The 22,031-nt window shown below is 71.8% G+C and carries 15 protein-coding genes; 4 read left to right on the top strand and 11 right to left on the bottom strand.

Annotated features, from left to right (window positions below; genetic code table 11):
* Positions 1-121 precede the first annotated feature (121 nt).
* Entirely contained in the window at positions 122-1,900 is a 1,779-nt protein-coding gene (locus AB0E24_RS08950) for a serine/threonine-protein kinase (RefSeq protein ID WP_435865256.1), read from the top strand.
* Between the two features lie 104 nt (positions 1,901-2,004).
* Here AB0E24_RS08950 and AB0E24_RS08945 read toward each other — a convergent pair whose 3' ends face one another.
* The 5 genes from AB0E24_RS08945 to guaA all read right to left on the bottom strand — a co-directional run bounded on the left by AB0E24_RS08945 (position 2,005) and on the right by guaA (position 7,253).
* On the bottom strand, positions 2,005-2,586 hold the full coding sequence (locus tag AB0E24_RS08945) for a DoxX family protein (protein WP_370685161.1): 582 nt from the start codon (positions 2,584-2,586) through the stop codon (positions 2,005-2,007).
* 76 nt (positions 2,587-2,662) lie between these two features.
* Positions 2,663-3,958 carry a hypothetical protein gene (locus AB0E24_RS08940; protein WP_079153562.1) on the bottom strand — a complete coding sequence of 432 codons (1,296 nt, stop codon included), beginning with the start codon at positions 3,956-3,958 and terminating at the stop codon, positions 2,663-2,665.
* A gap of 105 nt (positions 3,959-4,063) precedes the next feature.
* Positions 4,064-4,861, bottom strand: a complete 798-nt coding sequence (locus tag AB0E24_RS08935; protein WP_359375655.1) for a class II aldolase/adducin family protein — start codon at positions 4,859-4,861, stop codon at positions 4,064-4,066.
* 75 nt (positions 4,862-4,936) lie between these two features.
* Entirely contained in the window at positions 4,937-5,527 is a 591-nt protein-coding gene (locus tag AB0E24_RS08930) for a Uma2 family endonuclease (RefSeq protein WP_069870489.1), read from the bottom strand.
* Between the two features lie 139 nt (positions 5,528-5,666).
* Complete coding sequence (gene guaA, locus AB0E24_RS08925; protein ID WP_359375652.1) at positions 5,667-7,253, bottom strand: glutamine-hydrolyzing GMP synthase; 1,587 nt, start codon at positions 7,251-7,253, stop codon at positions 5,667-5,669.
* Positions 7,254-7,561: 308 nt separating this feature from the next.
* On the opposite strand from guaA, the gene AB0E24_RS08920 reads away from it, so the two are divergent.
* Entirely contained in the window at positions 7,562-7,831 is a 270-nt protein-coding gene (locus AB0E24_RS08920) for a chorismate mutase (RefSeq protein WP_069870491.1), read from the top strand.
* Between the two features lie 764 nt (positions 7,832-8,595).
* Entirely contained in the window at positions 8,596-9,624 is a 1,029-nt protein-coding gene (locus AB0E24_RS08915) for an LAETG motif-containing sortase-dependent surface protein (protein ID WP_251770663.1), read from the top strand.
* An 80-nt stretch (positions 9,625-9,704) separates the two neighbouring features.
* On the opposite strand, the gene AB0E24_RS08910 is transcribed toward AB0E24_RS08915, so the two are convergent.
* The 6 genes from AB0E24_RS08910 to AB0E24_RS08885 form a co-directional block, all read right to left on the bottom strand.
* Complete coding sequence (locus AB0E24_RS08910) at positions 9,705-11,495, bottom strand: GMC oxidoreductase (RefSeq protein ID WP_359375808.1); 1,791 nt, start codon at positions 11,493-11,495, stop codon at positions 9,705-9,707.
* Positions 11,496-11,604: 109 nt separating this feature from the next.
* On the bottom strand, positions 11,605-13,215 hold the full coding sequence (locus tag AB0E24_RS08905; protein WP_069870493.1) for a succinic semialdehyde dehydrogenase: 1,611 nt from the start codon (positions 13,213-13,215) through the stop codon (positions 11,605-11,607).
* Positions 13,216-13,336: 121 nt separating this feature from the next.
* Positions 13,337-15,169, bottom strand: coding sequence for a serine/threonine-protein kinase (locus AB0E24_RS08900; protein WP_359375648.1), 1,833 nt, complete (start codon positions 15,167-15,169; stop codon positions 13,337-13,339).
* Between the two features lie 87 nt (positions 15,170-15,256).
* Positions 15,257-16,960, bottom strand: a complete 1,704-nt coding sequence (locus tag AB0E24_RS08895; protein WP_359375646.1) for a serine/threonine-protein kinase — start codon at positions 16,958-16,960, stop codon at positions 15,257-15,259.
* Positions 16,961-17,461: 501 nt separating this feature from the next.
* Positions 17,462-18,829 carry a M64 family metallopeptidase gene (locus tag AB0E24_RS08890; RefSeq protein ID WP_193524975.1) on the bottom strand — a complete coding sequence of 456 codons (1,368 nt, stop codon included), beginning with the start codon at positions 18,827-18,829 and terminating at the stop codon, positions 17,462-17,464.
* Positions 18,830-18,978: 149 nt separating this feature from the next.
* On the bottom strand, positions 18,979-20,337 hold the full coding sequence (locus tag AB0E24_RS08885; protein ID WP_147968905.1) for an alpha/beta fold hydrolase: 1,359 nt from the start codon (positions 20,335-20,337) through the stop codon (positions 18,979-18,981).
* A 109-nt stretch (positions 20,338-20,446) separates the two neighbouring features.
* Here AB0E24_RS08885 and AB0E24_RS08880 point away from each other — a divergent pair, with 109 nt between their 5' ends.
* Complete coding sequence (locus AB0E24_RS08880) at positions 20,447-21,916, top strand: helix-turn-helix domain-containing protein (RefSeq protein ID WP_359375806.1); 1,470 nt, start codon at positions 20,447-20,449, stop codon at positions 21,914-21,916.
* The last annotated feature ends 115 nt before the right edge of the window (positions 21,917-22,031 follow it).

Genomic DNA, 22,031 nt, shown 5'->3' with positions numbered 1-22,031 from the left:
GTCCATGGTGACAACACGGCCGCATCCGCGACATCCGGCATGCCCCTAGGTCTTCCCTGAGATCTCCCCAGGGGTCACGGCGGCTATCGTGTCGGACGAACGTGTGCGGGAGGGGAAAGCGGTGTCGGACGAAGGCCACCTGATAGCCGGACGTTACCGCCTGGCCGAGAAGATCGGCCGTGGTGGCATGGGCACCGTGTGGCGCGCGGAGGACGAACTGCTGGGCCGCCAGGTCGCGGTCAAGCAGCTCTACGTCTCTCCGCACCTCGCCGAGGACGAGTTGACGACGCTGCATGAACGCACCCGCCGCGAGGCGCGCAGCGCGGCCCGTATCACCCACCCCAATGTGGTCGTGGTCCATGACGTGGTGGACCATCAGGGGCTGCCGTGCATCGTCATGGAGTACGTGCCCTCCACCACCCTCGCCGACCTGCTGAAGAACGGCGGGAGCGTCTCCCCCGACGAGGCCGCCCGCATCGGCCGCGGCATGATCGCCGCCCTGCGCGCCGCGCATGCGGCCGGAGTGCTGCACCGGGACGTCAAGCCCGGCAATGTGCTGCTCGGCCCCGAAGGCCGGGTCGTGCTCACGGACTTCGGCATCGCGGTGGCCACCGGCACCTCGACGCTGACCAAGACCGGCGAGGTCGTCGGCTCCATCGACTACATCGCGCCCGAGCGGGTCAGGGGCCGCAAGCCCGGCCCCGCGTCGGACCTCTGGGCGCTGGGGGCGACGCTCTATCAGGCGGTCGAGGGGCGGCCGCCGTTCCGCAAGGCCACGGCGATCGAGACCGGTTACGCGATCGCCGTCGATCCGCTGGACCCGCCCAAACAGGCGGGCGCGCTGACTCCGTTGATCGAGCGGCTGCTGGCGAAGGAACCGGAGCTGCGGCCCACCGCGGAGGAGACCGAACGGGCGCTACGGCTGCCCGCGGCGGAGGTCGAGACGACATCGTTGCCGACGCCGCCGCTGGACTCGACCATGAACCTGACGACGCTGCGGGGACCCGCCAACCCCGCCCCGGACCGGACCACGGGCACCACCGGCCACAACTCGCCGCCCGCGCACGGGGGCCCCGCCCCGTATCAGTCGACGCCGCCCACGCCGATGCCGGCGCAGTCCACGCCCCCCACGCCATTCCCTTCGGTCACCGCCTCGACACCGGCCGGGCCGGCCGTTCCGGCCCCGGGCCCGACCCCGACCTCGAGCACGGCGACCCCGCTGTTCACACCGGGCCCGGTGCCCGTTCCCCCGTCCCCTCCTCCGGCGCCGAAGTCGAACCGTAAGGCGGTGTGGACCGCCGTGGCGGCCTCCCTCGCGGTCGTGACCGTGGCGGGCGGCGTCTATATGTTCGGCATCGACCACGACAACGGCGGGGGGCAGTCGTCGCCCACAAACAACCCGTCGGCCTCCCCGGCCAAGCCGTACACCCCACCGTCCGGTTACCACATGGTCACCGAGAAGAAGTTCGGCTTCTCCCTCCCCATCCCCGACGGCTGGACCCGCCAGGAGAAGAACGACCCCGACGGCAACACCGTCGACCGCACCCAGGAGGTCCGCTACCTCGACCCCACGCGGATGATCGGTCTGCGGATCAACGTCCTCGACTTCGCCTCCGCCGACCAGGTCCAGCACTTCGAGGACGTCGAGGTCGCGTTCAAGAAGGCATACCCGGTCTACCAGCGGTTGCGGCTGCAAGAGACGAAGTACCAGGGCATGCCGGCCGCGATCTGGGAGTGCAAATTCCGCGGCGAGGCCCGGATGTTCCGCGCGATCGACCTCGGCTTCGGCAAGGAGGGCGAAAAGGAGTACGCGATCTACCTGAGCGCCCCGGACGCGGACTGGGGCACCTACCGGCCGATCTTCGACGAGGTCCGGAACGGCTTCCGCATCATCGACTGACGGGACGGGGTCCGGGCCCCGGCCACGGGCCCGCTTCGAAGAGGCGCGCCCCGCGCGGGGACGCGCCTCCCGTGGGAGCCGTGGGCCATGTGAAGGGTCGCGGGCTAGGTGAAGAGCTGCGAGCCCTGCCGACGCCTGCGCTTGGAGATGAGGACGTCCAGGGAGAAATACGGCGCCCCGGCCAGCACCAGCGGCAGCCACGCCATCAGATAGGCCAGGTCGTTGCCGTAGTAGTACGGGTCCGACTGCCAGCTGACGGTGAGCCACAGGCTCAGCGAGATCAGCGCGCCGCCGAGGGCGGCCAGGCGGGAGAGGAGACCCACCAGGATGCCGAGGCCGACGGCCAGTTCTCCATAGGCCATGGCGTAGCCGAAGGCGGTGGGGTCCTTGAGGCCCTGGTCCACCAGCCACGGTATGGCCGAGCTGTCCCGTACCTGACGCATCAGCTCGCCGATGGAGCCCGTGCCCGAGTCGGCCAGGAAGGCGGAGTCGGTGAGTTTGTCGATTCCGGCGTAGACGAAGGTGACGCCGAGGAAGATCCTCAGTGGCAGCAGCGCGTAGCGGGCGGCCGTGGCCCTGACCCCGACGGGCTGCTGCCCGCCTATACCGCTCACCGCACTCATACCGTGCACACTGCCGCCGCTGCCCGCCGTCCCCGAACCGGCCATACGATCCGCGTGTCTCATGCCGCCCGCCTCTCCCGTCGCACGCCGTTTAGTTGCGCGTTCGACGAAACCATACGGAGCGGCGGTCCGGAACGACTCAGTCCATAACATCGATGGGATAGCGGTTGGTCTCCGCCCCCGAGGCCGTCACGACCTGCACATCCACCCGGCCCGGCTCCACGTCCACCGGGACCGGCACCGTGAGCGCGGTGTCCGTCGGGCTGCTGAAGCCCCCGGCCTCCGGAACCAGCGGTACATGGACATGCACCGCGCCGATGCGGACGACCAGCTTGGCCAGCCGCTCCGGGTCCTGGGCCCCCGGCGGGACGAAGCCGCTGCCGCGGATCTCGATGTCGTCGCCGGTGCGGATCGCGGCGTCGCGGTCGATGGCGCCCTCCTCGGGGCGGACCCGCACGACGGACAGCACGGTCGGCCGGCCGCCCTCCGCGTACTTCCCGGTCAGGTACATCACCGCGGACACGGCCGCCAGCAGCGCCAGGCCCCACGGCACATCGGGCAGCCGCCACGGCTCGCGGGCCAGGCGGACGGCGGTGAAGGCGAGGGCCGCGGTGTGGACGACGACGTACTGCACATCGGCGAAGCTGCCGCGGCCCGCGTCGTCGGTCAGCAGATCGGCGGCGCGCGGGCGCACCGCCCGCACCTTCTGGAGCCGCTGCGCCCGCACCCGGGCCGCCACGACGAGCCGGGCCAGCACCGCGACCGCACACGTCGACGCGGCGACGGTAAGGAGCCCGGCGGCGTGGCCGAGGGCCAGCCCGTCGGTCAGCCGCCGCCGGTCGCCGGGGTCCACGGCCAGTTCGCCGCCGAGCACCAGCACCGCGAAGACCGCGATCAGCAGCCAGGCGGCGGCGACGGTACGGGAGGTGGAGAGGCGGTTGTCCTCGCCGACGAGCGGGGCCAGCGGGCCGCCGCCCCCGCGGTGCAGCCGGGCGGCGAGGGTCAGCAGCGCCGCGGTGACCACGGCCGCGATGAGCCCGGCCGTCCGCGCGACCGACCAGCCCGCGCCGATCGCCGTGGCCAGCTGGACGATCAGCAGCGCCCCGACCGCGCCCCACACCACGAACGCCGTGCGCCGCCACACCCGGTGGCGCCAGGCCGAGGTCTCGGCGCGGCCGCTGTCGCCCACCGAACGGGCCGCGTGGGCCAACTCGTCCGAGACCCACTGCCGGGACGCCCCGGCCGAGTGGACGAGAGCCGCTGGAAGGCCCTCTCCGGCCGCGAAACGCTCCCGCAGGGCCACGAACGCGGCCACCGCCCTCCGATGGCCCTCACGGGCCCCCTGAGGGCATTCACAGCCCTTGTGGCCATGAGGGTGCCCATGGGGATGCTGTCCTTCTGCCGTCGTGGCGTTCTCCGCCTGCTCCACCGCCACGCGGGTCGCTCCGTCGCTCGCTCGTTCCGTACGGGGCCGCGGGTTCGCACGGCACCGCCCAACTGACATGTGTTGAGAGGGGATTGTGCCGCACCGCGGAAGGTGTCAGCTCAGCAGGTCCGGCTCATCGCGGGTGATCTGCAAATACAGAGGTTGATAGTTGATCCAGGCCACAAGATCGTTTCCCAGCTGTTCACGCGTCCGCATCGCGTCGGCGTAGTCGATGGGAACCGGCTTGCCCGACGCCTTCGCGGTCAGCTGCACCTGGGCGGCCCGCTCCATCGTGATGAACCACCACGCGGCCGCGTCGACCGAGTCCCCGACCGTCAGCAGACCGCGATTGCGCAGGATGAGGGCCTTGTACCCGCCGAGCGCGGCCGCGATCGCGCGCCCCTCGTCCTCGTCCACGACGACCCCCGTGGTGCCCCCGTAGACCGCGTGGTCCTCGAAGAACGCGCACACCTCCTGGGTGATCGGCTCCAGCGGCTCGCCGAGCGCGGCCAGCGCGCGGCCGTGCACCGAGCGGCTGTGCGCGACAGCCACGACGTCCGGCCGCGCCTGATGCACGGAAGAGTGAACGACAAAGGCCGCCTGGTTGACGTGGGAGCGTCCCTCGACCACCTGGCCCGACTCATTGACGAGGAGCAGATCGCTCACGGTGATATGGCCGAAGGGCATGCCGAACGGGTTCACCCAGTAGCAGTCGGTGAACTCCGGGTCCCGTACGGTGATGTGCCCCGCGACCCCCTCCTCGTACCCGAACCGCCCGAACAGGCGCAGCGCGGCGGCCAGCCGCTCCTTGCGATAGCGGCGCTCATCAGGGAGCGAGGCGTGCTGCGGGGGCATGGTGAACCGCAGCTGATCGGTCGGTATCGGGGTGGGGGTCTGCGGCTCGTTCGTCATCGACAGCTCCGCTCCTCTGGGGTGCTGGAGCGGAAGCTACCTCCGGGTATCGCAGGAGGCCAGAGTCAGGGCCCGCTAGAGGTGGTCGATCTCGGTGAGGTCGATGTCGACGGTGAAGGGAACGGAGAGCTTGAGGTGGTCGTGGTGAACGCCGGTGGGCCGGTAAGCGCGCCTTTCTCCGTCGAGTTCGAAGACATGGACCACGGCGCGTGCGTCTGTGTTGGTCATCTCAACGCGCCAGAAGTGCTGGATACCCGCGTTGGCGTACTTGTGCGGCTTGGTGTCGTGGTCGCGAGCCTCGGACTCGGGAGAGACCACCTCGACGGCCAGGATCACATCGCCGACGTCGAAATAGGTCTGTGTGGGGCTCCGCACGGCTTCGGCACGCACAATCGCGATGTCCGGTTCCGGGCCGTTGCGCTTGTCGATCACCACAGTCATCTCGCGTGCGACCCGCAGGTCAGGCCGCACAGTTCGGCGCAGCCCACTCACTAGCAGATCAATCACGATGCTGTGGAAGTAGCGCTGCGGACTCACGAAAACCAGACTCCCGTCGATCAACTCGGTATGCGGCGGGAGGTCGGGCAGCGTCAGCAGATCGTCCACGGTGTAGCCATCCAGCGGCGGCATCGGCCACGAGGTGGTGTGCAGCGGCTCAGCGGTCATGGTTCCTCCCATGGACGGGATTCTCGGCCGTAGAGCCAGCGTACCCAGCCCAAACAGCGACGCCGCCACTCAAACGAATGAGCGACGGCGTCGGCGTTTGACGATCAGATGACCATCCGACCCGGAGGGGGCGCGGCGGTCACTCCCACTCGATGGTGCCGGGCGGCTTGCTGGTGATGTCCAGCACCACGCGGTTGATCTGGTCGACCTCGTTCGTGATGCGGGTCGAGATCCGCGACAGCACGTCGTACGGCAGCCGCGACCAGTCCGCCGTCATCGCGTCCTCGGAGGAGACCGGGCGCAGCACGATCGGGTGGCCGTAGGTGCGGCCGTCGCCCTGGACACCGACCGAGTGGACGTCGGCGAGCAGGACCACCGGGCACTGCCAGATGTCGCGGTCCAGGCCGGCGGCGGTCAGCTCCTCGCGGGCGATGGCGTCGGCCTCGCGCAGCAGGTCCAGGCGCTCCTTGGTGACCTCGCCGACGATCCGGATGCCCAGGCCAGGGCCCGGGAAGGGCTGGCGGTGGACGATCTCGTCCGGCAGGCCGAGCTCCTGGCCGACCATCCGCACCTCGTCCTTGAACAGCCTGCGCAGCGGCTCGACCAGCTTGAACTCGATGTCGTCGGGCAGCCCGCCCACATTGTGGTGGGACTTGATGTTGGCGGTGCCGGTACCGCCCCCGGACTCCACGACATCGGGGTAGAGGGTGCCCTGGACCAGGAACTCCACGGCCTCACCGGCCGCGCCCGCCTCGGCCACCAGCTCGGCCTGGGCCTGCTCGAAGACCCGGATGAACTCCCGGCCGATGATCTTCCGCTTCTCCTCGGGGTCGGACACCCCGGCGAGCGCGGACAGGAACCGCTCCTCGGCCTCGACGACCTTCAGCTGCACCCCGGTGGCCGCCACGAAGTCCTTCTCGACCTGCTCGGACTCGCCCTTGCGCATCAGGCCGTGGTCCACGTACACACAGGTCAGCTGGTCGCCGATGGCCTTCTGGACGAGGGCGGCGGCCACCGCGGAGTCCACACCGCCGGACAGCCCGCAGATCGCGCGCTTGGTGCCGACCCGCTCCCGGATCGCGGCCACGGACTCCTCGACCACATTGGTGGTGGTCCAGGTGGGCTCCAGCCCTGCGCCCCGGTAGAGGAAGTGCTCCAGCACCTGCTGGCCGTAGGTGGAGTGCATCACCTCGGGGTGGTGCTGTACGCCGTACAGCCTGCGCTCATCGCATTCGAAGGCCGCGACCGGCACCACATCGGTGGACGCCGTGACGATGAAGCCCTCGGGCGCCTTGGAGCAGGCGTCGCCGTGCGACATCCACACCTGCTGCTCCTCGGGGGTGCCCGCGAAGAGCGTCGAGCCCTGCTTGGTGACGGTGAGCCCGGTACGGCCGTACTCCCGCGCCCCGGTGTTGTCCACGCTGCCGCCGAGCGCCTTGGCCATCAGCTGGAAGCCGTAGCACATGCCGAAGACCGGGACGCCCGCCTCGAAGATCGCGGGGTCGAGCGAGGGCGCGCCCTCGGCGTAGACCGACGAGGGGCCGCCGGAGAGGATGATCGCCTTGGGGTTCTTGGCGATCATCTCGGCCACCGGCATGGTGGACGGAACGATCTCGCTGTAGACCCGGGCCTCACGGACCCTACGGGCGATGAGCTGGGCGTACTGCGCGCCGAAGTCGACGACCAGGACGGTGTCGGGGGCGGCAGCAGGGGTCGCTGATGGCACTTCGGCGGCCTTCCGGCGGTGGTGGCGTGCGGTGGAACGGCTCTGCGGCGGGGCCACGGCCTGGGGGGCCGGGACCGCAGGTTTGGACTTTCGATTCTAACGGGCTCATAATCGGCGCCATGTCCACGCGCATGACCTTCGTCTTTACCTATGGCACCGGCCCGTCCGGCTGCCATGGTCGTGCTGCGTAAGAACTGACAGCGACTTCCCAGGCGCCCCGGGCCGGCAAAGGCCCGGGGCGCTCTGTCTTCTCCTCCGGGCCTCGGCCGGACCCCAGGGCTCCGCGACATGGACCAGGAGATACGGATATGAGCAGCAGTAGTACGGGCGCGGAGACCGCGGATGTGATCGGCGCCGCACGGGAGCGGATCGACGCCCTGGACGGGCAGATCCTCGATCTCGTCCGGGAGCGGATGGCGGTGTCCGCCACCGTCCAGGAGGCGCGGATCGCGGCGGGCGGGCGGCGGGTGCAGCTCTCCCGCGAGATGGAGATCCTCGACCGCTACCGGCAGCGGCTGGGCAAGCCCGGTACGACGCTCGCCATGACGCTGCTGGAGCTGTGCCGGGGCCGGGTCTGACGCCTCCGCCCACCGACCGGGCGAAGGCCCACGGACAGGCGGAGGGCCCAAGGACACGCGAAGGCCCCGCGGAGAGGCGAAGGGCCCCGGGGGCGCCCGAACGGGGCGGGCGCCCCCGGGGCCCTAGGCGGTCAGCACCGGCGTCAGGGCAGCGCCGGTGCTGAGGGGCGGCGCCGGGGGGTTGCGCCGCTGGCTTCTGGGGCCCGTATGTCAGGGGTGTCTGAACGGCGTACGCCCGCGTGGTCGGACCAATGTCGGGATGTGACCGGGGGCGTTTTCCCTCTCAGCATCGTGGTGGATGCGGAGCGCCGGGCGCAACCGTTTCGACCGGATACGGTCGGCCCCAGGCGTCCCCGGGACCGACCGTCCTTGAGGTGGTGACCGGGCTGCTGTCCCCTGCCGACCGGTCACCTCGCCGAAGCGAGGTCCCACGACGCGCCGCCTGAATCACCACAGGGGCCGCGTCTCATCGCTTCGGCGGATCTGAGCCACGCGTGGATTTTCCGGGCCGCTCCTGGCTGGCGCGGCACCGGGCACAACGAGCCCGCGCTCGGGCCGGTCACGCGCCGTACGGGTGATGACGTGCGAGGTCGGGCGCCCGTCGCGGATTCTGTGACCATTCTGTGAGCAACTGTGAAGACAACCTTTCGGCCATCGGCCTGGTCATGTACGTGCAAACGCACGGCCATCCCGCGCCCCCACCGCGACGGCCTTCCACCTGCGTATCGCCCACGGGGGATACGTACGGACCCAGAGAGGTCTTCATGAAGCTACGCCGCGCCCTGGTGGCTGCCGCAGCGACCGCCGCCATAGCCCCTGCCGCGCTCCTCGCGGCCCCCGCCGCGTTCGCCGAGGAGCCGCCGAGCGAGAGCCCGTCGCCGTCCGCCCCCGAGACCGTCACACCGTCTCCGGAGGACCCGCCGGCGTCGCCCACCCCGACGGAGACCGCTCCGACCGACGAGCCCACGCAGACCACCCCGGCGCCGTCCACGAGCGCCACCCAGGCTCCGACCCCCGGCGATCCCTCGGACACCCCGTCCGGCACCCCCACCGAGACCGCCACCCCGACCGCTGGGCCGACCGAGGAGCCGGGCGACGGCGAGTGCGCGGACGACGGGGACTACAACGAGGACCCGGAGCTCAGCACCACCCTGGTCGGCCTGCCGTCGAAGGTCGTGGCGGGCAGCGGCTTCCACGGCTTCAAGGTCCAGGTGAAGAACGACTCGGACCGCGCCTACCAGCGGGTCGACTTCGGGGTCTTCGCGGGCACGGTGCACGAGTCCGCCCCCGACGGGACGGGCAAGTACCTGACCCTCCAGTTCAAGGACCCCGAGTCCGGCGCCTGGAAGGCCATCTCCACCGATGAGAACGACCCGGGCTCGGGCTACATCGGCTACACCGATGTGCGCCCGCACGAGACCCTTACGGTCGACCTCCGGCTGAGCGTCGCCAAGAGCGCGCCCGAGGGCTTCGGTTACGCCATCAGCGTCGGCGTGTACGCGGACGACGAGGGCAACTGCGTCTACTCGACCGGTGAGTACTACGAGTTCGACGTGCTGAAGGCGGGTTCGGAGCCGGGCAAGGTGCCGCCGGCCGACCCGAAGCCGCAGGGTGGCAAGAAGCCGCTGCCGCACAAGCCGGAAGGCGACACGGAGATCAACCCGCAGGGCAGCCTGGCCGAAACGGGTTCCTCCTCCGCGCTGCCGATGATCGCCGTGATCGGCGGTGTGGCGATGGCCGCGGGCGGAGGCGCGGTCTTCGTGGTCCGCCGCCGTCGCGCCACCGCCGTCTGACGGTCCGGAGGGGCGCCGGACGGGCCGATCCCGGCCCGTCCGGCCGCCCGGCGCTCAGGCCCGGCCCGCAGCCCCGGCGCTCAGGTGCCCGGTGGGACCTTCGGCACCGGCAGCAGCGGGAGCCTCAGGGCCCCGTAGGCGTCCGCCGGTACGGCGGGGCCGCGCGGTGGGACGGGCCGGAGGCGTTCGTACGGCTCCTCCGGGGACGGACGCGGGTCGGGCTCGCCCTTGTTGGGCCACAGGGACATCGCCCGCTCGGCCTGGGCCGTGATGGTCAGGGACGGGTTGACGCCCAGGTTGGCCGAGACCGCGGCGCCGTCGACCACATGGATGCCCGGATGGCCGTAGAGCCGGTGGTACGGGTCGATGACGCCCTCCTGCGGGGACGCCCCGATCGGGCAGCCGCCGAGGAAGTGGGCGGTCAGCGGGGTGCCCATGAGCTCGCCGACGTTGCTGCCCGCGAACCCGTTGATCGAGTCGGCGATGTGGCGGGCGGCCTCGGCGCCCTCGGGGATGTGGTCGGGGTTGGGCTCGCCGTGGCCCTGGCGGGCGGTGAGCAGCCCCTTCCCCGGCCCCTTCGGCTTGCGGTAGGTGGTCAGCGAGTTGTCGTGGGTCTGCATCACCAGGCCGATGATGGTCCGCTCGGACCAGCGGCGGTTGGACAGCGAGCGCACGGCCAGGGTGGGATGCCGGAGGTTGGCGCCCAGGAAGCGCAGCCAGCGCGGCAGACGGCCGCCGTGCGGGATCTGAAGGATCGAGAGCATCCCCATCGCGTTGGAGCCCTTGCCGTAGCGGACCGGCTCGATATGGGTGTTCTCGTCGGGGTGGATGGACGAGGTGATCGCGACGCCCCGGGTGAAGTCCGCCCGCGGATCCCCGCCCCGGGCCCGGCGGTAGCGGCGGTCGGTGGTCTGCGCGCCCACCAGGGCCTCGGAGTTGGTGCGGGTGAGGACACCGAGCCGCTCCGAGACGCGCGGCAGCAGCCCCTTGTCCCGCATCGTGTGCAGCAGCGTCTGGGTGCCGTACGTACCGGCGGCGAGGACGACGTACCGGGAGCGCAGCGCCTTCGGCTTGCCCTTACGGCGGTTGTCGGTGGGGACGGTGGTGACCGTATAGCCGCCGTGCGGGTCGTCGCACAGGGCGACGACGGTGGTCATCGGGTGGACAGCGGCACCGGCCCGCTCGGCGAGGTGGAGATAGTTCTCGTTCAGGGTGTTCTTGGCGCCGTGGCGGCAGCCGGTCATGCACTCACCGCACTCCGTGCACGCCTTACGGGTCGGGCCGGCGCCGCCGAAGTACGGGTCGGGCACGGCCTGGCCCGGCTCGGCCCTCGTGGCGCCGTCGGCGTCATGGCCGTCCCCGAAGAAGACCCCCACGGGCGCCATATGGAAGGTGTCGCCCACGCCCATCTTCTCGGCGGCCGCCTTGAGGTGCACATCGGACGGGGTGAGGGTGTGGTTGAGGCGCACTCCGAGCATCCGCCGCGCCTGGTCGTAGTACGGGCGCAACTCCTCCTGCCAGTCGGTGATGTGCCCCCACTGACGGTCCCGGAAGAACGGCTCGGGCGGTACGTAGAGCGTGTTGGCGTAGTTGAGCGAGCCGCCCCCGACCCCGGCGCCCGCCAGCACCATGACCTTGCCCAGGAGATGGATGCGCTGGATGCCGAAGCAGCCGAGGGCCGGGGCCCAGAGGTAGTTGCGGAGGTCCCAGGAGCTCTTGGGCAGGGTGTCCGGGGTGAAGCGGCGGCCCGCCTCGAGGACGCCGACCCGATAGCCCTTCTCGGTCAGGCGCAGGGCCGCGACCGACCCGCCGAATCCCGAACCGATCACGATCACGTCGTAGTCGAAGTCGGCGTCGTCGCCGTGGTCCACGGCGTCGAGGGCCTCGACGGTGCCGAAGTCCTCATCGGGTCCGGGCCCTTGTTCCCGGCTGTGGGCAGACTTCTCCCCTGACACTGGTACCTCCCTTGAAATGTGCTGGTCAGCGCAGGCGCAGTGCCTTGAGCGCGCGCAGGCTGCGGGTCATGAAGTCCGCGTATTTCTCGTCCGTCATCCCGAAGGCCGGGCCGAGCGGCATCAGCCGCTGCTGGGCGACCGTCTGCGGTTCGGTGAACCTGAGGATGCCCTCGGAGCCATGGCGGCGGCCGAGCCCGGAGTCGCCCATGCCGCCCATCGGAGAGGCGACGCTGCCGAAGGCGGCGGCGTAGCTCTCGTTGAGGTTGACCGTGCCCGCGCGCAGCCGGGCGGCGATCGCGCGTCCGCGCCGGGCGTCCTTGGTCCAGACGCTGGCGTTCAGGCCGTAGGCGGTGGCGTTGGCGCGCACGATCGCCTCGTCCTCGTCGCCGAAGCGGTAGACGGAGACGACCGGGCCGAAGGTCTCCTCGGTGCAGACGGCCATCGGGGACTCCACGCCGTCCAGGATCGTCGGCTCGTAGAAGTACGGGCCGATGTCGGGGCGGGGGCGGCCGCCGGCGAGCACCGTGGCGCCCTTGGCGACGGCCTCGTCCACATGGCGGGTGACGGTCTCCAGCTGGCGCTCGGAGACGAGCGAGCCCATCTCCGCGCCGTAGGCGAGGGCGGTGCCGAGCCGCATGGCCTTCGTACGGGCGGCGAAGCGCTCCAGGAAGGTGTCCGCGATCGACTCGTGGACGTACAGCCGCTCCATGGAGATGCACAGCTGCCCGGCGGAGGCGAAGCTGCCGCGCACCGCGCCGTCGACCGCGCGGTCGAGGTCGGCGTCGTGCAGCACCAGCATGGCGTTCTTACCGCCGAGTTCGAGGGAGCAGCCCACCAGGCGGGCGGCGGCGGCCCGGGCCACTTCGCGGCCGGTGCGGGTGGAGCCGGTGAACGAGACGTAGTCGGCGCCCTCGACCACGGCGGGGCCGACCACCGGGCCGTCCCCGATCACGATCTGCCACACCCCGGCCGGCAGCCCGGCCTCCACCATCAGCTCACGCGCCCACAGGGCGGACAGCGCGGTCTCGGTGTCGGGCTTCATCACGACGGCGTTGCCCGCCACGAAGGCGGGTATCGCATCGCCCACGGAGAGCTGGAGGGGGTAGTTCCAGGGCGCTATGAGGCCGACGACGCCGCGCGGCTGGCGCAGTTCGGTGACCTTGGTGAGGGTGGGCACCGCGCCCAGATGCCCCTTGGGGCGCAGATACGCGGGCGCCTTACGGCCGTAATGGCGGGCCACGATGGCGACGCCCTGGACCTCCTCCTGGGCGTGCAGCCGGGTCTTGCCGGTCTCCAGCTGGATCAGGTCCAGGATCTCCGGCTGGCGGCTCAGCAGCAGATCGTGGAAGCGGAGGAGGACGGCGGCGCGCCGGCGTACGGGGGTCGCGGCCCAAGCCCGCTGGGCGGCGCGGGCGTTCTCGAAGGCGGTGGCGACGTCCTCGGGGGTGGACTCGGGCAGGGCGGAGGCGAGCACTTCCCCGGTGAACGGGGTGTGGCTGACGGTGGTGCCACTGCCGACGACGCCCCGGGTGAGCCGGGTGATCAGCTCCGGGGTGACGACGTCGGCCGCGGTGCGGGTGCCTTGGGGGGCGACCGGGTTACCGGTGCCGTCCTGCGTTATGTGCGAGTCCGTCATGGGGGCGAGGGTAGGCGCGCCCGGCGGCTTTGGGTACCCGGCGGTAACAACTTTCGTCGCGCGGCCCGCGCGGGTCCGCCGTGGGCGGGTCCGCCACCCTCGGCGGACCCGCCCGATCCCCTCAGAGCTGGTCGATCCTCAGATTGCGCACGATGCGCTCGTACAGCTCCTCGCCGCGCTCCTGGGCGTCGCCATGGGCGGGCATGGTGACCGTCAGATCCCAGGCGACCTTGGCCTTGTTGAGGTAGAGGTGATCTCGCTTCACATACCGGATGGGGTTCTTGTTGCTGCTGGTGCCGTACGGCAGATAGGAGGTGGTGACATCCCGCGCCGCCTTCCCCTGCTGCCCGGCCCCGGTCTGCTCGCTCTTGGCCTCCTCGACCGTCGCCCCGCCGCCGTCCTTGTAGAAGGCGACGATCTGGTCCGCCGCCGCGTCGAGGCTCGCGGGGTCGTTCTCGCCGTCGGGGGTGGAGCGCTTCAGGGAGACGGTGAAGACCCCGCTGGGGTCGTAGTAGGTGACCACCGGGTTGTCCGAGTCGCTGTCGTCCTGGACCCGCCGGTACTCGCCGGGCACGGCCAGGGACGCGCCCACGACATCGCGCTCCTCCCGGACCGTCCAGCCCGGCGGCAGCCCCTCACCGGAGAACGGCTTCATGATCGTCAACACCAGGGCGGCGGCCACCACCAGGACCAGACCGCCCAACCCGAGCTGCGCCTTACGGTTCTTGTGCAGGATGGGCGGTACGAAGCGGCCGCCCGCGGACCGCTGAGCGCCGCCCAGCGCGTATCCGGCCGTCGCGAGCATGGTGGGCACCGGCTGCGGCTCCTTCGCCGCCGCCTCCAGGGCCTGCCGCACCTCGGGCGCCGCCGGGCGCATCGCCGGGTCCTTGCGCAGCAGTTGCATGATCAGCGTGGCCAGCGGCCCGGTGGCGCGCGCGGGGACCTGCGGTTCGGAGCCGAGCACGGCCTGGAGGGTCGCGGGGGCGTGGGAGCGGCGGAACGGGGACATGCCCTCGACCGCCGCGTACAGCACGACGCCCAGCGACCACAGGTCGGACTCCGGCCCCGGCCGCTGGCCCAGCACCCGCTCGGGCGCGATGAACTCGGGCGAGCCCACGAAGCCGCCCGTCTCGGTGAGCCGCTGCTCGCCCTCGATCTGCGCGATACCGAAGTCGGTGAGCACCACCCGGCCGCTCCGGCCCAGCAGCACGTTGTCCGGCTTCACATCGCGGTGCAGCACACCCGCCTCATGGGCCGCCGCCAGCGCGCCGAGCACGGAGAGGCCGATACGGGCCGCCTCGCGCGGATCCAGCGTGCCCTCCATCAGCCGGTCGCCCAGCGACTGGCCGCGCACCAGCTCCATCACGATCCAGGGGCGGCCGCCCTCGACCACCACGTCATGGACGGTGACGACGGACGGGTGGTCGATCCTGGCCGCGGCGCGCGCCTCGCGCTGCATCCGCTGGTAGACGGTCTGCCGCTCACGCTCGGGGAGATGGTCGGGGACGCGCGGCTCCTTGACCGCGACATCGCGGTCCACGATCTGGTCGTGCGCCCGCCATACGGTGCCCATACCGCCGTGGCCCAGGCGGGAGACGAGCTGATAGCGGCCGCCGATGAGCCGCCCGCTGTTCGGATCCTGCGCCCCGGCGGCCGGTTGCCGCCCGGCGGACGGCTCTTCGGCGGACCGGTCCCCGGTCGGCGGCTCTCCAGCGGGCGGCTCTCCGGTGGGCGGCTGGGGCCCGCCGCGCGGATCGGCGAACTGCGTCGGCTCGTACGCGCTCCGCGCCGGCCCCGCCGCCTCGGCCGCCCGGCCCGGCGGCCGGGACCCCTGAGGCGGCGCATCGGATGCCTCGGGTGGCGGCTGGGGCGCCGGCACCGGGGCGGCCGGAGCGTGCGGCGGCCGCAGGCTGTAGCTGGTGGGCTCGTTCGCCCGTCCCCCGTCGTTCGTCATGCGCCCATCATTACCCAGGGTGCGGCACCGTCCGCCACCGCTGGGAAGCCGCTGTGGACGCTCGTGACAAAGCCGTTGCGCCGCCGTTCAGTTCGCCGCGCCGGGAGGCGAGAAGGTGACGGCGGCGGTATCGAAATGCCGCTTTCCTATGGACTTCTCCTCCACCGGGGCGGATAGCCACAGGTCGAACATTTTCCCGTCTTGGTTCCAGCTCAGGTCGTATGTCTGCCGTGAGCCGCCGTCGTCCGCCGAGCCGTTCCAGATGAACGCCCAGAGGGCGGCGGGGCGGCCGTCGTGCTCCGTCTCGATGACCTGGCCGCTGCGGTAGCCCGGATAGTCCTGCGGGCCCTTGGCGTCCGCCTTACGGCTCAGCCCGAGCGGGCCCTCGGGGCTCTGCTCCTGGACATGGATCCCGATCCGGAACTCCATACCGGGCGAGTTGTAGTAGACCCGGGGCGCCTTGTACTCGCGGGCGAACCCCTCGGGCACGGCGAGCGAGAAGCCGAGCGGATCGTTCACCAGCTCATAGCCCTCGGGGATCCGGGCCGGCGGACTCGCCGTGGGCTCGGAGTCCTTCACGGGGCGCTGCGGCGACTTCTTGGGGTTGCTCGGGCCGTGCGTACTCTCCTTGTCGGCGCTCTGGCTCGTACGCCCGCCCAACGCCTTGTCGCCTTCACCGCCCCCGTGGTCCAGCAGCGCCACGACGCCCGCGGCCACACCGGCGAGCGCGACCACCGCGGCGGCCGCCATAAGGACGGCACGACGGCGCGCACCACGACCGGAACGAGCCGGTCCGGCGGGGACGGCCGGGGCGGCCGGGGCGGCCGGAGACGCCGAGGACACGGATGCGGGGGAAGGCCCAGGTGGCGGCACGGGCACGGACGCCGACGAACCACGGCCGTCCGGCCCGAACGGCACGCTGGGCTGGGTCGGGGTGTACTCCAGCGGGATCTCCGGGGTGTCGCCCACCTCCTGGGCCATCACCAGCATCCGCTCGACCTCGTCGGCGCTCAGCCGCTCCTCCGGAGCCCGCCGCAACAGCCCCTCGATGACCGGCTTCAGCGGCCCGGCGGCCTCGGGCACGGGGATCTCGTCGAACACCACGGCGTGCAACACCGCGGCCAGGGACTCGCGGTGGAACGGGGATTCACCGCTCACCAGCGTGCAGAGCAGCACCCCGAGCGACCACAGGTCCGACTCCGGCCCGGTACGACGCCCCGACATCCGCTCCGGCGCGGTGTATTCGGGCGAGCCCACGAACGAGCCGGTCTCGGTGATCGTGGTGGACCCGGTGACTTGCGCGATCCCGAAGTCCGTCAGCACGACCCGGCCGGTGCCCGACTCCACCAGCACATTGGCGGGCTTGATGTCCCGGTGCAGCACCCCGCGCGCATGCGCCGCGCGCAACGCGCCCAGCAGCGCGGCCGCGACCCGCCCCGCCTCACGCGCCCCGACGGGGCCCTCGGCGCCCAATCGGTCGGCGAGCGAGAACCCGTCGACCAGTTCCATGACGATCCAGGCGCTGCCGTCCTCCTCGATCACATCGTGGAGCACGATCACGTTCGGATGCTTGATCTGCGCGACGGTCCGCGCCTCGCGCAGGGTGCGCTCACCGCGCAACTGCGCGTCGAAGGCCGCGAGCCCCTCGTCCACATGGAGTTCCTTGACCGCGACTTCGCGCCCCAGAAGCTCGTCGACGGCCCGCCAGACCGTGCCCATTCCGCCGCGTCCGAGCCGTGTGGCCAACCGGTAGCGGTTGGCGATCAGGCGGCCCTCTCCCCCGGTACCCATGGGCTCATCTTGCCTCACCCCGCCGAGGCCCTAGAACACCGGACCGCCGCCCCACCCCCACGGGCGATTGAACCCGGGCGCGGCATACGGAAATCTAGGGCGGGCCGATGTTAAGGGGCGGACCGCGGCCGCCCCATCGGCAACTTCACGCTTCCGGCCCCCTGGGGCTGGCCGACCGGGGGCACCTCCCCGCGCCAACCGGGCAGGCCGATGGGCGCCATAGCGCACCCGGGCGCTTGGTCTTACCGGCCGGGGCACTAGGGACGAGTCTCAGGGCGCCGTAGAGCATCCGGGTGCTTGGCTCTTCCGGCGAGTGAGCCGAAGGGGCGCGTCGCTGCCGAAAGGGAGAGCGCGCGGAGGCCCCGAGGAACGAGGGGCCGAGCACGGTCGACCGTCGACAGCGACTAAAGCGCCCCGGAGGCGAACCGAGCCTCAAAAAAAGGGAGGTTGGCCGCCCCGCGGCGGGGGTCCACGGGGCGGCCAGTCAGGGGGACGGGAGGGTCAGCCGGTGACCTTCCACGTCCGCGAGTCGCTCAGCCGCTTCCGCAGCTCCGGGTCCTTCACCGCGCCCGTGCCGTCAGTCGCCTTCGCGGTGACGGTGTGGCTCGCCCCGTCGCTCGGGACGCCCAGGTCCGCCGGGGTGACGCTCGCCTTACCGTTCGCGGCGGTGACCTCCGCCCCGTCGACGTACCACTTCAGCGACGCGCTCTTGGGGACGCTCACCTCGATGCCCGACGACCGCTTGACGGCCGTGGCGGTGGCCGTGCGGCTGCTGAGCACGCTGGCGTGGCTGTAGAAGCCCGCGATCATCGCCTCGCGGCCGGGGAGGCTGTACTCCCGGCCCAGGGTGCGCATGATCGAGTTTTCGGTGGGGCGGTTGATGCCCTTGGGGTAGTAGCGGCCGCCCTCGTAGGCGCCGACCGTGCCGCCGTCGGGCGAGGTCTGGCCGATCCAGCGGTACCACTTCTTCTGCTGGGCGGTCAGCTGTGCCGCGGTCAGCTTGGTGGCGTTGGACTCGCCGGGTTCGGCGCCGGTGTAGGTGCCGTACTCCGGGTAGAAGTACTCGTCCGCCAGCTTGCCGAGCGAGTGGCCGGTCTCGTGGACCGCGATCTGGTCGGAGTCGGGGTGGTCGGAGGAGGCGGTGGCGATGCCGTCGTAGCCGACCTGCGAGGTGAGGGTGTAGCCCGCGCCGCCGTACTTGGTGGAGTTGGACAGGACGACCACCAGATCGGCCTCGGGCGCCTTGGCCGCGTAGGACTCGACCTTGGCGGTGTCGACGCACAGCAGCCGCTCGGTGTTGTCGCACCAGAAGTACGAGCCGAGGGCGGTGTCCTTGACGACGTCCCTGGAGGGGTCGCCGGAGACGCCGGACTGGTTGGAGACGGCGTCCACGGTCCAGACGTTGAAGAGGTCCTTGTACGAGGCGTACGGCTCCACGGCGGACATCTGGTCCCACTTGGAGCGGGCGTCGGCCTGGAAGTCCGCCTGCTGGCCTGCGGTGTAGCCGTCGCCGATGAAGACGACGTCCAGCTTGTCGGCCGTGGTGCCGTTGCCGATGAGCGAGGTGACCTGCCCGTCGGCGGCGGCCTCCTCGGCGGACAGGGAGCGGGCGGCGCGGGTCAGCCGTTCGGGGGCGGCCGCCGGGACCTCGGTGTGGTGGGGGTGGCCGCCCGGACCGGTGAAGTACTCCACGTCCACGGTGCGCTGCGACGGGGCCGCGTCGGCCGTGGCGGAGGAGCCGGTCGAGCCCGGCGAGGCCGTGGCCGGTGCGGACATGGCCGCGGCCGCCGCCAGGGCGATGCCTCCGGCGACGGCCGCGGTGCGCAGGGGGTTGCGGCTGCGTATGCGGCTCCGTATGCGTCTGCGCACGGTGACTCCCGAAGTCTTCGCGATAAGCGGCCAGTTAAGCAGGATTAATTCGCCGCTCAACCTAAGGGGTCCGGGGGGCGGGGGCAATGGGAATTAGGGAAGTGGCTAGGAAATCGGACACCGGACAACCATGCCCGGCGCCCGCCCCCTCACCCCCTCCCGTCGCGCACCAGCCACAGCAGCCGGTCCAGCACCCGGCGGCCCCCGGCCCGTATCCCGTCGTGCTCGAACTCGTCCGTCACCCAGGTGCGCAGGCCCCGGATCGACCGGGCGGTGGCCAGGGAGTGCGCCGTGTCCACGTACAGGTCGTCGTGGTAGATCACGGCGGCCACCGGCACGGTGTTACGGGCCAGCCGCTCGGTGTCGTACAGCGGGCCCCAGCCGGTGCGTTCGGCGAGCAGTTCGGCGGTGCGGCGCAGCGGGCGCAGCGCGGCGTTGGTGTCCAGCATCCAGGGGTGCGCCGTCTCGCCCGTGAGGAGCACCGGACGGTCCTCGGCGAGCGCCTTACCGGCGTCGAAAGCGGGGAATTCGGCGCGGACCCGCTCCGCGGCCCAGTCCGTGGCCCGGCCGTCCTGGGCGTAGATGGACTCCAGCAGCAGGGTGAAGAGCGGGTTGGCGGCGCGGGAGAGCACCGCCGCCATCCGCTCGCGGAACGTATCGCTCAGCCGCGGCCCGTCGGCGGTGGGCACGAAGGCGTCCTCCAGGAGGTAGTGCAGCTGGTGCGATCCATAGCCGGTGCCGAGCAGGAAGCCGAGTTGCTGGAGGGCGGGGACGGTGAGCAGGGTCCCGTCGGTCAGGACCTCCTCATGGTCGGTCAGATGCCGTACGAGGGCCCGGACGGTGGCCTCGTCGTCCGGGTAGCGGGCGTAGTGGGCGAGGGTCTTGCGCTCCATCCGCGGATAGGCGGTCCGGTAGACGGCGTCCGTGTCGATCCCGCTGTCGATCGCGGGCAGTCCGCCCGCGAGCAGCACCGAGTCCAGCCCCTCCGGCGCGTGGGACAGGTAGGTCACGGCGCAGAAGCCGCCGAAGCTCTGGCCGAGCACGGTCCATGGGCGGTCCCCGATGAGCCGGCGCCGGATCAGCTCGCAGTCGCGCACGATCGCGTCGGCGCGGAAGTGGGAGAGGTACTCGGCCTGCTCCTCGGGGCCGCCGCGCAGCGGCAGGGTCTGGCGGTTGGCCGGGGTGGAGCGGCCGGTGCCGCGCTGGTCGAGGAGGAGCACGCGGTATTCGTCGAGCGCGCGGTCCAGCCAGCCGGAGCGGCCCACCGGACGGTCCGCACCGCTGCCGGGTCCGCCCTGGAGGTAGAGCAGCCAGGGGAGCCGCTCGCGCTGGGCCGCGGTTTTCCCCGCGGCGACGACCTCTCGTGCGTAAAGCCGGATCAGCTCGCCCTCGGGAGCCTTATGGTCGAGCGGTACGTCGAAGTGATAGTCGGCGAGGAGCAGTTCCGGCTGACGGACGGTCGTCACGGCGCCCGGCCCGGCCGGTACCGCTGTGCTTGCCTGCTGCATCCTTCAATCCTCACGTTAAATGGACTTAGCCCGGCGATTAAGTTACCGCCGGGGAGAAGAGGGCACGGTGGCCGACAGAAGCGCCGGTGACGGGCGGACGGCGGGAACGGTGACGGGGGCGGCCGGGGCGGAGTCGACCGCCGAGCTGGGGCGGCGGGTGCTCAGACTGCGCACGGAGCGCGGCTTCACCCAGCGGCAGCTGGCCGAGCCCGCGTACACCGCCGCCTATGTCTCCACCCTCGAGGCAGGGAAGGTGCGCCCCTCCGAAGCCGCGCTGCGCCATCTCGCGGACCGGCTCGGCGTCAGTTACGAGGAGCTGACCACGGGCCGCTCACCGCGCGACGCCACCCGGCTGCGGGCCGCCCTCACCGACGCCCGGCGGGCGCTGGCGACCGGCGCCGCCGAGGACGCCACCGGGCTCTTCGAGGAGGTGCGCGACGAGGCGGAGCGGCTCGGGTTCGCCGAGGAGCGCTCGGCGGCCCTGCTGGGGCTCGGCGACTGCGCGCTGGAGACCGGCGAACTCACCCTCGCCCGCGACCACTTCGAGGACGTGGAGCGGCTGCTCGCCGGGGAACCGCTGCCCCGCCGGATCCCCGCGATCCGCGGCCGGGCGGTGGCCCATCTCCTCGCGGGCGAACTGCGCTACTCCTGCTATCTGCTGGAGAGCGCCATCGACGAGCTCAACGCCTCGGGGCTGCACGACCCGTACGCGCTGCTGCTGCTCTATACGGCGGCCATCGCGCCCTATATGGACATGGGGGCGCACGCCCGTGCCGTACGCGCCGCCGAGTTGGCGCTCGCGCTGGCCCCGAGCGTGGACGACCCGGGGCTCATCGCCCGGATGCACCGCGGAGTGGCCCGCACCCTGATCGCCGAGGGGCGGACGGCCGAGGCCGACGCCTCCCTGGCCAAGGCGCAGGAGCTGTACGAACAGCTGCGCATCCACACCGACCTGGCGCACTGCCACTGGATGCGCGGCTATGTGCACGCCCAGGACGGCAATCTGGAGCGCGCCGAGCGCGAACTGCGCACCGCCCGGGACATGCTGGCCTCCAAGCGGGCCGCGCTGTTCACCGTGCAGGTCGAGGTCGAACTGGCGGATGTGCTGCGCCGACGCGGCCGTACGGCGGAGGCGGAAGCCCTGTTGCTGCCGCTGCTGGCCCGTTCCCCCGCACCGGAGCCGGTGGACGCCCCGGGCCCGGTGGAGACCCCGGAACCCGCGACCACCCCAGAACCCATGACCGCCCACGGAGGGCCGGGCGCGACGGCCGACGAGGCCGGGCTGACCGCCGAGCGCGGCGCGGTCCACGCGGGCGGCGCACACCGGCTGCTGGGCCTGATCGCGGACGAGCGGGGCGACGTCGAGGCCGCCGAGGAGCACTACTGCGCGGCGCTGTCGCTGCTGGAACGCACCGGCGCGGCGGGCGACCTGGCCGACCTGTGCCGGCTGCTGGGAGACCTGCTGCGCCGGGAGGGCCGTCTGGAGGCCGCGATGGACGCCTACCGCACCGGGCTCGGCCACCGCGCCGCGCCCGGCACCACCACCCTGGGCCCGGCTCCCGCCGAGCCCCCCATGTGAGGCGTCCATCGGCCCCTCCCGCCCCCACCGACCGCCCGCCCGGCCCTTCCCCGTACCTTCTCGGGGGCCGGCCGGCGCCTGGGTCGCCGGTCGGGGCGCCTGGTCGGGGCGCACC

This window comes from Streptomyces malaysiensis subsp. malaysiensis, assembly GCF_040653035.1.
GTDB lineage: Bacteria > Actinomycetota > Actinomycetes > Streptomycetales > Streptomycetaceae > Streptomyces > Streptomyces malaysiensis.
This window is presented reverse-complemented; position numbering and strand designations above follow the sequence as displayed.